6 protein-coding genes are annotated in these 15,026 nt (G+C 44.4%); 4 read left to right on the top strand and 2 right to left on the bottom strand.

The window, feature by feature from the left end; genetic code table 11:
* Nucleotides 1–120: 120 nt before the first annotated feature.
* Together AB4154_RS02760 and AB4154_RS02755 are read left to right on the top strand one after the other, a co-directional pair.
* Nucleotides 121–786 carry a Bax inhibitor-1/YccA family protein gene (locus AB4154_RS02760; RefSeq protein WP_017057206.1) on the top strand — a complete coding sequence of 222 codons (666 nt, stop codon included), beginning with the start codon at nucleotides 121–123 and terminating at the stop codon, nucleotides 784–786.
* Between the two features lie 160 nt (nucleotides 787–946).
* A complete protein-coding gene (locus AB4154_RS02755) occupies nucleotides 947–1,276 on the top strand; it encodes a TusE/DsrC/DsvC family sulfur relay protein (protein WP_017057205.1) in 330 nt (109 codons plus the stop codon).
* A 59-nt stretch (nucleotides 1,277–1,335) separates the two neighbouring features.
* Here AB4154_RS02755 and yccX read toward each other — a convergent pair whose 3' ends face one another.
* Nucleotides 1,336–1,623 carry an acylphosphatase gene (gene yccX, locus AB4154_RS02750; RefSeq protein WP_017059706.1) on the bottom strand — a complete coding sequence of 96 codons (288 nt, stop codon included), beginning with the start codon at nucleotides 1,621–1,623 and terminating at the stop codon, nucleotides 1,336–1,338.
* Between the two features lie 88 nt (nucleotides 1,624–1,711).
* Here yccX and AB4154_RS02745 point away from each other — a divergent pair, with 88 nt between their 5' ends.
* Entirely contained in the window at nucleotides 1,712–3,115 is a 1,404-nt protein-coding gene (locus tag AB4154_RS02745) for a methyl-accepting chemotaxis protein (protein ID WP_017068925.1), read from the top strand.
* A 128-nt stretch (nucleotides 3,116–3,243) separates the two neighbouring features.
* Nucleotides 3,244–4,437: a class I SAM-dependent methyltransferase gene (locus AB4154_RS02740; RefSeq protein WP_017059708.1), complete on the top strand. Its 1,194-nt coding sequence runs from the start codon at nucleotides 3,244–3,246 to the stop codon at nucleotides 4,435–4,437.
* An 87-nt stretch (nucleotides 4,438–4,524) separates the two neighbouring features.
* Here the strand turns inward: AB4154_RS02740 and AB4154_RS02735 are convergent, their stop codons facing one another.
* A complete protein-coding gene (locus AB4154_RS02735; protein ID WP_372122126.1) occupies nucleotides 4,525–14,991 on the bottom strand; it encodes a tandem-95 repeat protein in 10,467 nt (3,488 codons plus the stop codon).
* Between the last annotated feature and the right edge of the window lie 35 nt (nucleotides 14,992–15,026).

Raw genomic sequence — 15,026 nt, 5'->3', positions numbered from 1 at the left:
CTTAACCGACTATTTTGATTATTATTTTACGTATACAAGAGGAATGAGAGACTTGATTTTTCGAACTTTCACCCCCATAAATGTACTAATAACTATTGAAGTCACCTTACGAGGAAGATTATGAACAGCCCTATGTTTTCACGCACAGCATCTCAAGAAAGTGCTCTGCAAACCAATAAAGTGTTGCGTAACACCTACGCATTACTGTCTATGACACTACTTTGGTCTGCTGTTGTAGCAGGCGTATCCATGGCGATGAACCTTCCTCGCCCGGGTCTTATTATCATGCTAGTTGGCTTCTACGGCCTACTTTTCCTAACAGAAAAGAACCGTGACAACAGCATGGGTCTAGTCTTCACATTCCTATTTACAGGTTTCTTAGGCTACACCATCGGTCCAATCTTAAACATGTACGTTGGCGCAGGCATGGGTGATGTCATCCTAACTGCACTTGGCGGTACAGCACTGGCGTTTATGGGCGCATCAGCTTACGCACTAACAACTAAGCGTGACCTGTCGTTCCTTAATGGCATGCTATTAGCGGGTTTCGTAGTACTACTTGTAGGTATGGTTGCAAACATCTTCCTACAAATGCCTCTACTATCATTGGCAATGAGCGGTATGTTCATCCTGTTCTCGACTGGTGTTATCTTGCTTACAACGCAAAACATCATTCGTGGCGGTGAAACAAACTACATCTCTGCAACGATCAGCTTGTACGTATCGATCTACAACATCTTCATCAGCCTACTAAGCATCCTAGGCATCATGGGCAGCGACGACTAATCGTTCCCATCATTGAAGAATATCTAGCCCAAGAGCCTACCTCTTGGGCTTTTTTGTATCTATAAGTACGATATTTCATTGGATAGCTACAATTTCTGTTGAGAAAGACAAACTTGGTCATGTACCCTATCCGCATAGTTAATTGGATTCTGGATTAAACATGTTTGAATATAACGGCAAGCAAATCGAAACCGACGCTCAAGGCTACCTATTGGATTACACGCAATGGGAAGAAGGCATGATTGAAATTCTTGCTCAAGACGAGGCGATTGAACTTACAGATGCACACTTAGAAGTCGTACATTTTGTAAGGAGCTTTTACGAAGAGTTCAACACCTCACCAGCGGTTCGCATGCTCGTTAAAGCAATGGAAAAAGCTCACGGCCCAGAAAAAGGCAATAGTAAGTACCTTTTCAAGTTATTCAAAAAAGGCCCTGCAAAACAAGCGACCAAGCTCGCCGGTTTACCTAAACCAGCAAAGTGCTTGTAAAACCTAACCCGCTTTAGGTCATTAAGTTACGTTCAATATAAAATACTGTAGTGCTACAACTACAGTATTTTAAACGCCCCTATGCGTACGTCTTGGCGCTCACTATCTTTAACTTGATGCATCACAACGTTGTCTACTGTTGCGCTCGAAGGGCCAATATAGAGCCAAGCATGTAACTTCTCAATTTGCTGACTCTCTCCGACAACTAACACTTCAACTCGACCATCATTTAAGTTCTTTGCATAACCTGAGAGACCCATAGCTTGCGCCTGCCTACTGGTGTGGTAACGGAACCCAACACATTGAACTACGCCTGACACGACAAAAATATATTGTGAACTTTCCATAACGTTGCCTCATAAATTATATGAATGATATAGTCGAGTTTCTATTCATTCACCGCTTATTGGTGGACTTACTTCGAGTATAACGATTATGAAAGAAATCCCATTTCGTTGGATTGACAAATATCTCATTCACCTAAAAATCCAAGAAAAGTTCTATCTACTCTTCTTATTGCCTCTTCTCGCCCTGGTTATATTAACTCTCGTTTTAGATAGTGCCGCGGACTCTTTACTTGCTCACCTTTATCAAGAAGAAATGCTCTTGATGAAAGGGCTTATCGAAGCGGGTCAACTCACTAAAGATCAAGTAGCTCAGCTTGTCAGCAGCTCTGAAACCATCTCTTTAGGCTACGGTGCTGGTTCTGTTTCAGTGATGAATGGAGCGTTCAGCCTAGTTGCTAACCATGACCAAAACCTTTGGTCTGCTCTATCGACGACTCAGGTTTCTATCATCGCTGTAACCCTAACGCTTATCGCACTAGGTGTTTACTACATCATGACCTTTATTGGCGGTGCGATGTTCTCTATGAACAAAGCTCTGAACACGCTTGCGAATGGCGACTTAACTTGCCGCATGAACTACTTCTTAGTTCGTGACGAGTTCAGTGAAATCGCGATTACAATCGATAAAGTTGCGGAGCGTGAACAAAACATGGTTCTATCAATCCAAGAGTCTGTCGCTCTCATGCAGCAAATCAGCTCGGACTTGAACCAGTCAACACAACAAAGTTCAGACATCTCAGGTAACCAACAGGAACACCTGAATAGCTTGGCAAGTGCAACGGAACAAATGGCGGCTACCATTCGCGAAGTCGCTACCCTTGCTCATGAGTCTAGTTCACAAACGATGGACGCTCGCGGCGTTGCTCAGAGCGGTCAAGTCAAGGTTTCAAATACACTGGAGTCTATCTCTAGCCTATCTCAAGAGATCCAGTCCGCTTCACAAGCAGTAGAAGAACTGGATGCCAACGCAGCGCAGATCGATGAAGTAGTCACAACCATCAACGGTATTTCTGAACAGACTAACCTGTTGGCGTTGAACGCCGCTATCGAAGCCGCACGTGCTGGCGAGCAAGGTCGTGGATTTGCTGTTGTTGCCGATGAAGTTCGTGCCCTTGCCGGTCGTACTCAGCAAGCAACGGTTGAAATCCAAAGCATGATTGAATCATTACAACGTAACAGTCAATCACTGACCAAGCTGATGGAAGTCACGGTGAACAATGCTAACGAAGGCCAAACACTGATGTCAGAAGTGAACGTCGAGATCGGTTCATTAGCGGAAAAAAACCAGTCTATTTCAGATAGCAGCACTCAAATTGCTACCGCGGCTGAAGAACAAGGCGTAGTCGCTGACAACATTGCACAGAGTGTTGAAGAGATTCGTCATCAGTCAGACAGTATCTGCGAGATGATCAGTAAGAGTAATTCCAATGTTGACCAACTTCGTAAACAAAGCGATACGATGGAAGGTTTGCTGACAGGTCTTAAAGCTTAATACTGATATCCACCACAATGTGTTGATTAATCATTACTAGGGCTGCTTCTGCAGCCCTTTCTTATTTGCTTTTCACCTGCACTTCCCCGACAATACCCCTCCTTCAAATTCAACAAACAGAGTAAATTATGACTCCTTCAATTCATCTAGCTAAAGGCCGAGATAAATCACTACGCCGCAAACACCCTTGGGTATTTTCACGCGGTATCGATAAGGTCGAAGGCGAACCAAAACAAGGTGAAACTGTAGACGTATATGCTCAAAATGGTCAGTGGCTTGCAAAAGCGGCTTACTCACCAGAATCTCAAATTCGAGCTCGTGTTTGGACATTTGAAAAAGAAGAGATCAACAAGGCGTTCTTCGTAAAACGAATTCAAGACGCACAGTCTTTACGAGAAGACATTATCGAACGTGATGGTCTAACGGGCTACCGCCTAACGGCCGCAGAGTCTGATGGCTTACCAGGTATCACAATCGACAAATACCAAGACTTTCTTGTTTGCCAACTGCTAAGTGCTGGCGCTGAGTTTAACAAAAGCGTATTGGTTGAAGCGTTAATCGAGTGCTTCCCTGACTGCAACATCTACGAGCGTTCAGACGTGGCAGTTCGTAAGAAAGAAGGCCTAGAACAAGTTGTCGGCGTTCTTCATGGTGAAGAGCCACCAAAATCTATCGTGATTGAAGAAAATGGCGTTAAAATCAGCGTGAACATTATGGAAGGCCACAAAACAGGCTTCTACATGGACCAACGTGATAGCCGCAAAGAATCGATGAAGTACGTTAAAGGCAAAGATGTCCTTAACTGTTTCTCATATACAGGTGGCTTTGGCCTTTACGCACTTAAAGGCGACGCGAAGCGTGTTATCAACGCTGACGTATCTCAACTTGCTCTTGATACCGCTAAATTCAACGCTGAACTTAATGAGTTTGATATCTCGAAAAAGCGCGCTGTATTCCTAAACGCTGACGTTTTCAAACTGCTTCGTGAGTACCGTGATCAAGGCACTAAGTTTGACGTAGTGATTATGGATCCGCCAAAATTTGTTTCAAGCAAGAATAACCTAACTTCAGGCGCCAACGGCTATAAAGACGTTAACATGCTTGCAATGCAAATCCTGAAACCAGGCGGCACTCTACTCACCTACTCTTGCTCTGGCTTAATGGGTACTGATTTGTTCCAAAAAATCATCGCTGATGCAGCATTAGATGCAGGCCGAACGGTTAAGTTCGTCGAGCGCTTCGAGCAAGCAGCCGATCATCTAACAGACACAGCCTACCCAGAAGGTTTCTACCTGAAAGGTTTTGCTTGTAAGGTTCTTTAAATACAAATTACCAGTCTAAGAAACAGCGTTACAGTTCATAAAAAACCGAGATTCTTCAATCTCGGTTTTTTATTAGTATCAGCAAACTCAATCGTCTTTAATAACTAGGATGTCAGACAAACTATTCGTCAAGTCTGCAGCGGAGAGGCCATCAAATTCAATTTTAACTTGCTGCCCATCTTTTTCTACAACCATGGCGGAGTTAACTTCGCCTCCTTCAACCTCGATGTTGTCTAACAACTCAGTGACTTGTTGTTGAGTTGGCGCATCAGCAAATAAGTCAGACAAATCAACCTTATCTCCTTCCGCGATGCTAAAATCGGAGATTCGATCGGTACTTCCATCTAAATCACCATCAACCCACTTGAATATATCAGCGTCATCACCACCAATAAGGATATCGTTTCCGAGACCACCAATCAGCGTATCTTGACCAACTCCACCTTTAAGTGCGTCATCACCACTCCCACCATCTAAGTAGTCATTACCAGTACCACCATCGATAGCGTCGATACCTGCTTGTCCGTAAACTGTATCGTTACCGTCACCAGTGAAAGCAATATCGATGCTGTCATTCTTATTCATACTTGGTCTATAACTATCGCCTTCCGATACAAAATCATCACGCTCAGCCGCACCGTCTTTAGGGTTCTTGGCTAATGACTCACTCCCCCCAAGGTAAACCGTGTCGTTTCCACCTCCTAGTTGAACGTAATCACCACCTTTGCCAACATCAACAAGGTAATCGGTGTTTGTATTATCAAACGTTGATGTTCTCTCATTTTCTGTACTCCCAGCAGAGAATTGATGCTTCTGCCATTGAAGGTCAGCTCCATCTACGGTAATCGTGTCGGTGACATCTCCAGAAGAACTAATCGTGGTTGGTGTTACGGGCTCAGGAACCTCAATTTCTGCAGTTGCCGTAGAGCTTGCAAATTTGTCCGCTCCCGTAACATATTGCTCTTCACTAACTGCTTCAACTGTAATACCAAAATCACGATTTCCAGTATAATCCGCCGGGAATACTAATTGAGCACTTACCGTCCCCACAACTCCAGCTGCATCAACAGCAAGTGCAAGTATGTAATTACTTGTACCATTGACTGGCGTTTGCAGTACTCCATCTACATACAGTTTCGCCCCTGACGGAATACCACTCACCGTAACCGAATCACCTTTAATGATTTCACTGCCATCCGTATCTTGCAAAGAAACCGTTATATCGACAGGGATTTCCTGTTGTTGAACAATACGATAGCTTCCATCTATGTTGTTTAGTTCAACGATAGCATCAGAGAAAATCAATCGTTCAATTTCATATAAGTGGTCTCCATTTTCATCAGAAGGAGTATATTGATCATTAGGTGTATCGGTCCCCTTCGTATCTCGCACTAGCCAGTGGCCGACACCTCCACCATGATCGCCTAGATCTGTGATTATGTACTGAGAAACTGGACCTGAGTAAATTACAGTGTCATACCCATCGACACCTATATCACTGGTAGTTTCATCACCTTCAATTTTGTCATTTCCAGCGCCTGATACGAACCAATCGTTGCCCGCACCACCTATATAGTGGTCCGAGTCCTGACTTTGGTCACCAACATAAAGCTTGTCCTTAGATCCGCCTTGATGTAAGTGCTCATGAATATCCGCGTTAAGTACTCTGCCTTCCTCAAAACCATCTAATTTAAGTTCTGTAAGTAGTGTGTTTTTCTCTGTAGTAGTCAACTGGGAGAACCCAACAAGTTCTTGATATACGTCGATACCGTTGGAAAAGGTAATATCCCCAATGGAAACAGCTACTAATGGGGCATCAGCCACAGGCGTAATATCTACCGTAAGCGTATGCTCTTCTGACGTACCATTCTCGTTTACAGCCTTGAACTTAATTTCAGCGTAGTCATTCGATTTATTGCCTAAACCATCAACATTAAAGCCGTCATAACCAGATTCGTTAGCATCTGGATTAAAGCCGATCACGCCTGAAATTAATTGAGCCGATGTAATCTGACTCGAGTTTAGTGGCTGCCAATTTGGCTCTTGAACAGTACCAAGGTTAATCACCAACGCTCCATCGAGTGGTTGATGAGTTATCACTATATCGTTGCCAGACTCAATCCCAAAATCATCAATCGATAGCACTAAAATAGTATCTTCTTGTCCAAAGGCTTCCTTACTCTCAGCATCCGGTCCAACAGACACTGGATGAACAATCAAGTCGAAGGCCCCGTTCGAAATCTCACTGGTATCTCCGACAATTTCGTCTGAAATCGCTTCAATCTTAACGTTATAAGTGCCTGGCTCATCAACCTGAATCATCAGATCAGCGAGCACTGTTTCGGCAGTACCATTTGATGTTAACCAAGCAGATATATCAACTTCACCATCAGCATTAACAACAAGCTCCTGATCTCCAAGTTTAACAATTGAACCTTCAGGCAAACCGGACACGACGAGTCTCAACGTCTCTGAACCATCGGTATCAACAAGCTGCGTAGTTATCTTAGAGACATTGATAAAGGTATCTTCCAGCCCTTCATTAATATCGAACGCTGGGTAATAACCACCCTCTAAGGATTCATGTTCAACCTGTGCCCCGATATTAACTTTATCCTCAAGCGAACTTACATCCGGAACAATATCGAAGTTGTCCGTGTTAAAGTCTACGGGTTCATTACCACCAACTGCGACACTGATAGTGGCATTACCTGGACCAGCCTCGTTGTCGTGGAATGCAGTAATTGTGTACCAACCAGATGCCGATGGTACAAAGGCTGAAGACTCATAGGTACCGCCTCCGCCCCAAGTTTGAGAGGCCATGGTTTCACCACCGACTTCAAGTCTAAATGAATCATCCGCATGACCGCTAAACACGTATGACTCACCAGCAACTAGGAATACTAAACCAGTAAGTTTGCTCGAAATGTTTTCGATAGCTGGAGAGTTCTGAGTGCCAAAGTCTGGCGCCTGTGTAACTTCTGAAGAGTTGGCAACACCTGCAGACTCGATTGCTTGTTCAACAAGGTCTGGAGCCACTCCGCTACCATTGTTGTAATCAAAGTCTAGGTTTTCCCATTGCTCTAACTTAAAACCTTCATCTAAATCTACATTTGGTGTTTCTACAACTAACTTGGCAAGTGTCGTATCAGGGCGAATATCAATCGACATCGTCGTACTAGAGCTGATGTTGATGCCGTCAGAACTGTGGTAGTTAAACTCCGCATAATCTTGCTGATTATTGCCAGTTGCTACATTCTCTTCATCAGACATTAATGTACTTGATTCATAGCTTACTGGGTTGAATATCAAGAAACCTTGTTCAATCTGCTCTTGGCTTACTGATACTCCTGTACCAATCGTTTCAGTATTTAACAGAACCCATTCATCAGTAGATTCGTTGTACAGATACATATCACCCGCACCTGGAGCACTAGTGATAACAATCGACAATTCACTAGAATCTGCGTCAGAAACATTGAAATCGGCCCACTTAAACGTAATCGATGAACCTTGGGCTTGTGCCTCATCGCCAATGACATGTGAGTCCTGTGCTTGCGGTGCTTCATCGTTATCAATGATCGTCGCAATACCTTGCTTACCACCCACTTCGAGCGTGAAGTTCTCATTTAACTCATCAATGCCGTCTTCGTTAGTTGGTACCTTGATGTCAAACGACGTTACTCCCGCAGGCACAACAAGCTGACCATTAACAAGCGTCACTCCCTCAGTGAACTCTACGTTGTCGGTGAAATCTTTGTTATCACCGAGCTCGGCAGAACCGGAGTTTAACGACCAGTCGAATTGAGTCTCTTGACTGCTTGTGTTAACTAGGTTCACGGTGAAGACAGCTACATCGCCTTCAATTACTTGTTCATTATTTGGATTAACCGCGTTGCTCACTGTATCGATAGTTGGAGCTTCATCGTTATCAGTAATGCTGCCCACTGTAGATTCACCATCAACAGTCACGGTGTAGGTTTCAGCGATCTCATGGAGACTGTCATCAATTGTCGGAATCAAGATTGCAAAGTCCTTCACTCCAATTGGGACAATCAGTTTTCCACTTTGCTGATCATAGGTGACGCCATTAGTAAAACGAACCTGACTCAAGTCGAGATCTTTTTCTTCACCCGAATCATTCGCAGCATCCGTGTTCTTACCAAAAGTAACGTCCAATACAGACTCAACAAGTGCACTTGAATCCAGAATTACTTTAAAGCCAAGATCATCACCTTCAACTACTGAGTCTGCTAGCAGGTCTACAGATGCAACACTAGAAGGAGTCGGTAAAGGGTTGACGATAACATTAACTTCAGCACTCGCGATTTGGCCATTATCATCAGTAACCTGATATTTAAACGTTGTTTCACCGACAAAATCATCGCCAGTTAAATCAAAGTATACGATGCCGTCTTTGATATACGCATTACCTTCCGTTTCACCGTATACATAGGTAATACGTAGATTGTCGCCATCTGAATCGATATCGTTATTTAGAAGCTCAGAACCGATAATGCCAGCAAGCTTCGATGTTGGAATCTCAAGAATGCCGCCTTGATTCACTGCATACGCGCCTTCACTAGAGGCTTTAAAACCAGTTAGGAAGTAATCTGACGCATCATTATCATTCGTTGCTTGGTTGGAATACTCAGTTGCTTCAAATACCACAGTATCAAACGCGATTGGAGTACCATCAGGACCAAGCGGTGTTATTTCGTAAGTACCTTTATTGTTACCGTCTTCAGCAATAAACGTATCACCTGCAACCGCTACGCCATTGAGGTACGCTACCCAACTGCCTTGTTCATGGTTATCAGTGAAATCACCGTCATTACCTTCGTTTTTAAACAAGTTAGATACTGAAAATGTAAACTGAGTAGCAGGGCTATCTAAGTTGATTTCAAACTTCTCAGATTGCTGCTCTGCACGATCATATTCAATCTGAGCACCCAATCCACCTACTTTGCCGGCAACACCAATCTTAATGCCGCTGTATGCGAAGTCTTTATCTTGGCCATTGAAGCTAGCATTTAGCTCAGCGCCTTCGGCTGACCATGGAGAGTCGTTGTCTTCACTGAACTCACCCAGTTTAACTTCGAAGCCTTGCGGATCGTTATTCGCATTCAGGTCACCAGACTTATCGATAGTAACTGTCTTAACTTCACTTTCGTTACCATCACTGTCTACCGCTTTATATTCGAATGAATCTGACGCCTTAGCTTCAAGAGAAGTCAGCTCCCAGTTACCTGGTCCTTGTGTGCTTGCTTCCACCGAAACAATCTCAGCACCTTCAGGAGCGACAATCGTGACATTTTGATTATTGTGGGTGTCATCATAAAGGAAGGTTTTGTCTTCTGTGACACCATTACCATAATCAAAGGTGACTGTAATCTCAGCTCTTGATTGAACACTATCATCAGCATTTGGGGCAAACCAACCACCCAAACCACTTAGACCAACCGTTACTGAGTCCGCTGGACGAGAAGAGAAATCAATGTTGATCGCCTCGTCTTGGTGAATACCGCGATTAGTCGATGCAATACCGAAACCCATATGGCCTTGCTGACTGTTGTTTTGCACTAAAGGCTTAGCGTCAACGTTATTTCGACCTTCCGAGGTAATGGTGACGACATCACCATTATCAAACTTCAGTTCGCGAGTATACGCATCTACTTCATCACCCCAGTTATGGAACTCTGCAGTGCTATGAGGGCCTTTATCTAATGTGGATGTATCATCAACACCTAAGAAGAAGCCCGTTGATTCTTGGTCATCTTCATAAACGATGTTGTTAGGATCTGCATACGTCTGCCCAACTACCACTTCAACCTTGTTATTACCATCGACATAGTAAAGAGTTCCTGAATCAGGCAGCTCTGTGATGATCACGCCGAGATTTGTATCTGCGTCATTATCGTTATCATCTTCATTATCAGAAATATGGTCTGTACCATCACCTTCGATAGTCCCCATCCCGGTATCGAAAATAACTTGCGAAGAGCCATCTGCATTGAGAGAAATAGAGAAGTCTTCAGCTTGTGGCGGGTTATCATGGCTATCGTCAATAGCTACATTTTTATCAGCACTAGACGTATCTAGCTTCTCAAATACATCGGTACCATCTTGGGTTACGGATACAACACTAACGTTAAACTCTTGTCCAACTTCGTATTCGTTGTCTTCTTCAGTTTGAATCTCAAAGGTCGCTGTATTTGTATTTGCGTCTACGTTTACAGTTATAACTTCAACAATATCTTCATTGCTCGCGTTTGTGTAAGAGTACTGAAGAGTAACCACACTATCTTCAGGCACTTGCTCACTTAGCGTAATCGTAAATGGGCTTGTCTTATCACCTTCAATAACTGAATCGGGACCAGTCAGGCCAACTGTAACGGTATCCTTGTTTGTGTCTGCCTCATCGACAATGCTAGCTATATCTGAGTCCTGTTTGTCATTTTCAACAAACTCGCTAGTTGAGCTAGCTTTTAGAGTTACAGTTTCTTCACCCTCTAGCAATTTATCATCAAGAACCTTGATGAAGACTTCTAAGCTATCAGAGCCGCTAGCAATAATAAGATCGGCAAGCTCTTGCTCTGAAAGCGCTTTATAATCTTGTCCATCTTTAACGTAGATCGTGTCTTCGTAATCGACACCTTTAGTTGCAGAGTCCCCTGCCGACCCTAGTGTAAGAACAAGACCAACGTTCTCTGAGACAAGCTCATCGAGATTGATGTCAAATGATAGATAAGCCTCATCACCTTCAGTTACTGGTAGACCAGCTGTCACAGTCAGTTCTGCTACAGGTAATACATCGACATTAACTGTAACGGTATCTGTACCACCGTTGCCGTCTGACACGGTAACAACAAATGAATCATCTCCATCAAACTCGTTGTTCGGAGTGTACTTCCACTCGCCGGTTTCAGGGTCGATCTCAACACTACCGTTTGTAGGTTGGCTCACCGTGTAAGTCAGGTCAGTGTCGTCAATATCGGTTGCAGTAACCTTACCAGATACAGAGTTATCCTCTTTAGTCGATACACTTATTTGATCAGTATCGCCAATCGGCACTCCATCTTTGACAAATATTGGAGCATCATTTTCTGGAGTGACATTAATCGTAACCACTGCGGTATCAGTACCACCTTTACCGTCAGAAACTGTGTAAGTAAACGTAGCGATACCATTGAAGTCATCCGCAGGAGTGTAACGAACGGTTTGAGAACCATCTTGTAGTTCAACTAACTCAACCTGACCGTATGTTGGATCAATCACTAAACTATCTAAAATAATTAACGTATCACCATCAACGTCAGAATCATTCGAAAGTAACTCGCTACTAGGAATATCGAGAGTTATATCTTCTTGTGTCTGAAGGTTTTTAATCACTTCTTGAAATTTGATATTATCTAGATAAGTCCCACTCTTGTCGCCTTCAGTGCCAACTTCTCTAAATGAAAGGGTATTTGAACCATCGCCACTACCACCTAATAATTCCAATGACTGAGTTTGCATTATGTTGCTTTCAGGGGTGATCGTAGCAACAACTTCACCGTTCCAAATAACCTCAAGCTCAGCACTCGGCAGTCGTTCGTACATTGCCGTATCAAAAGACAGTTGGTATAGGGTACCGCTTTCCACACCTTGAATTTGTTGGGTAAGGGTTACATTGTCACCGTTACCTTCCATATCAATCATACGATCGCCGTCTGTTTCATCAACAGCATAGCCTTCTTGAACTGAATCTAAAGCACCAGTTCTTGCATCGTAGGACCAACCATCTAGTTGGTCGATTCGAGAACCCCATCCGGCATTTGATACCGATTCATAGTCTTCAAAGCTACCATTGACGATCAGGTTATCACCTAACGCTCTTGAATCATCGTTCGCGATAGGGTCATCATTTACTGGTGTGACATTAACGGTCACTGTCGTAGTGCTTTTTTCACCATGAGTATCAACAATGGTGTATTCGAAAGTCGCTTCACCATTGAAGTCTTGGTTAGGTTCAAACACGACATTGCCATCTATCAGCTGAACAGAACCGTTTGTAGCATCGGTTGCGTTGACAGAAAATATGGTTATGTCATCCCCATCAACATCGAAATCATTGGCTAGCAGCTCACTACCACTAATAGTAAGAGCCTGATCTTCTTCCGTTATGAGTTTGGGTGCATCTATTCCGGTAACTGTAATGTTATCGATGAACGCACCAAGCGAATCAGATTTACCCGCACCAGCAAAAGCGATTAAAGTAGCATCACTACTAACATCAAACTCTGCATTTACTTGATACCAACCTTTGTTATCCGGACCATCTAGTGTTACAGAAATGCCTTCTGGTGCAGTCACTGTTCCATCCGCATGCAGCGTAATAGTTGTATTCCCAACAGTAAAAGTCATATCAGACGACGAGTTGCCGTCTTGGCGAGGGTTATAATCGAACTCTACCCTCAAAGAATCTTGATCCGACGTATCAATTGATGTCGTCATCACCGTGTTTTTATGTGGGTCTAGCTCTGCGTAAAAATCACCGTCGGTAGCATCAACAATTAAGCCGTCTCGCTCAATCTCTATACCATTAGTAAAGTCCCATACCTCTGATGGGTCTTTAGAAACAACCGTCCAACCCGCTGGGTTTGCCATATTTTCGAATGACTCAGTGAGCAATATGGTTTCTTGAACGTTTTTGTAAGAATCACTGATGGCTACAGGCGCATCGTTGACTGGCGTCACCGTCAAGTTGAACGTGCTGTCTACCGGTGTGCTGCCATCTTCGTTGCCGTCTTCAACGTTAATATCGAAAGACGCCGACGTGGTTTCGCTGCCGTCATGTTTAAACGTCACTTTACCCGCCGCCAACTGCGCCACCGTAAAGCTGCTCGACGCGACGCCGTTCACTAAGATTGTGCCGTTACTCACGTTGCTGACCGTGAAGCTCACGCCTGTGTCCGTATCGTCAACGTCCGTGTAGCCAAGATCTGCCGCCGTGATGGTGTAGCTGCCTGCTTCATCCATTTCACCCAACAGATCGCCTGTCAGCTCCGGCGCATCATTCACTGGCGTCACCGTCAAGTTGAACGTGCTATCTACCGGTGTGCTGCCATCTTCGTTGCCGTCTTCAACGTTAATATCGAAAGACGCCGACGTGGTTTCGCTGCCGTCATGTTTAAACGTCACTTTACCCGCCGCCAACTGCGCCACCGTGAAGCTGCTTGACGCGACGCCGTTCACTAAGATTGTGCCGTTGCTCGCGTTGCCGACCGTGAAGGTCACGCCTGTGTCTGTATCGTCAACGTCTGTATAACCCAAGTCAGCTGCCGAGATCGTGTAGCTGCCTGCCTCGTCCACTTCCGCCGCCAGATCGCCTGTCAGCTCCGGCGCATCATTCACTGGCGTCACCGTCAAGTTGAAAGTGCTGTCTACCGGTGTGCTACCATCTTCGTTGCCGTCTTCAACATTCACATCGAACGACGCCGACTTGGTTTCGCTGCCGTCATGTTTGAACGTCACTTCACCCGCCGCCAACTGCGCCACAGTGAAATGGTTCGACGGAACACCGCCGACTAAAATTGTGCCGTTGCTCGCGTTGCCGACAGTGAAGTTCACACCTGTGACAGTATCATCAACGTCCGTGTAGCCCAGATCCTCAGCCGTAATGGTATAGCTGCCTTCTTCATCCACTTCACCCAACAGATCGCCTGTCAGCACTGGTGCATCGTTCACAGGAGTGATATTAAGCGTAACTTCTGCTTCATCTTCCCCACCGTTCCCATCGGTCACTTTATATTTAAAAGTTGCCTCCCCGTTATAGTCGGTATCCGGTGTGAATATAATTGTATTGTTTGTGTAGTCGACAAACAGCTCACCATTAGTCGCGGAGGTAATTGAACCCACAACAATTGAGAGCTCATCACCATCAATGTCAGTATCATTCGCTAACAATTCATCAAAAGAAATCGTGATAGACGTGTCTTCAGCAGTAACAAGTTTAGATTGATTAATACCTGTCACTGTAATGTTATCTAACAACGCACCGTAGCTATCTGAAGCTCCAGCGCCTGCAAATGTAAGGTCCGTAACGTCCCCTTGGACTTCGAACTCAGCCGTGATCTTATACCAACCATTTGCGTCAGGTTGCCCTATTTGGACATTAAGTCCGTCGGCACCCGATAGAGATCCATCTGCGTGAACAGTAACTAACGTGTCACCGACTTTAAACGTCATGTCAGAAGATGAATTACCGTCTCGTCGAGGGTTGTAATCAAATTCAACACGAACGCTATCTTGGTCTGACGTATTAATACTTGTTGTGATCGCGGTGTTTTGATGAGCATCAAGCTCAGCGAGGTAGTCACCGTCTGTCGCTTCAGCTATGAGACCGTCACGCTGAATCTCTAGACCATTTGTTGCTTCCCAATCACCCAGTTCGTCGCCAGTTACTACTGTCCAACGACCTGTGTTTGTCATGTTTTCAAAGGACTCAGAGAAGAGCAGCGTCTCACTATGAGTTTCATATGTGTCATCAATCGCTACTGGGCCCTCGTTCACGTTGCTCTCTTTCAGGGTCACCGTCGCTTCCGCTG

Origin of the sequence: Vibrio sp. 10N.286.51.B11, from assembly GCF_041469245.1 — a bacterium.
In the GTDB taxonomy this organism is placed as follows: domain Bacteria; phylum Pseudomonadota; class Gammaproteobacteria; order Enterobacterales; family Vibrionaceae; genus Vibrio; species Vibrio crassostreae_C.
Note: the sequence above shows the minus strand (reverse complement) of the source record. Positions and strands in the feature narration are given on the sequence as shown.

Coding starts and splice junctions, on each gene's coding strand:
- AB4154_RS02760 (WP_017057206.1), top strand. CDS start 121: ATGAACAGCCCTATGTTTTCACGCACAGCATCTCAAGAAAGTGCTCTG.
- AB4154_RS02745 (WP_017068925.1), top strand. CDS start 1,712: ATGAAAGAAATCCCATTTCGTTGGATTGACAAATATCTCATTCACCTA.
- yccX (WP_017059706.1), bottom strand. CDS start 1,623: ATGGAAAGTTCACAATATATTTTTGTCGTGTCAGGCGTAGTTCAATGT.
- AB4154_RS02740 (WP_017059708.1), top strand. CDS start 3,244: ATGACTCCTTCAATTCATCTAGCTAAAGGCCGAGATAAATCACTACGC.
- AB4154_RS02755 (WP_017057205.1), top strand. CDS start 947: ATGTTTGAATATAACGGCAAGCAAATCGAAACCGACGCTCAAGGCTAC.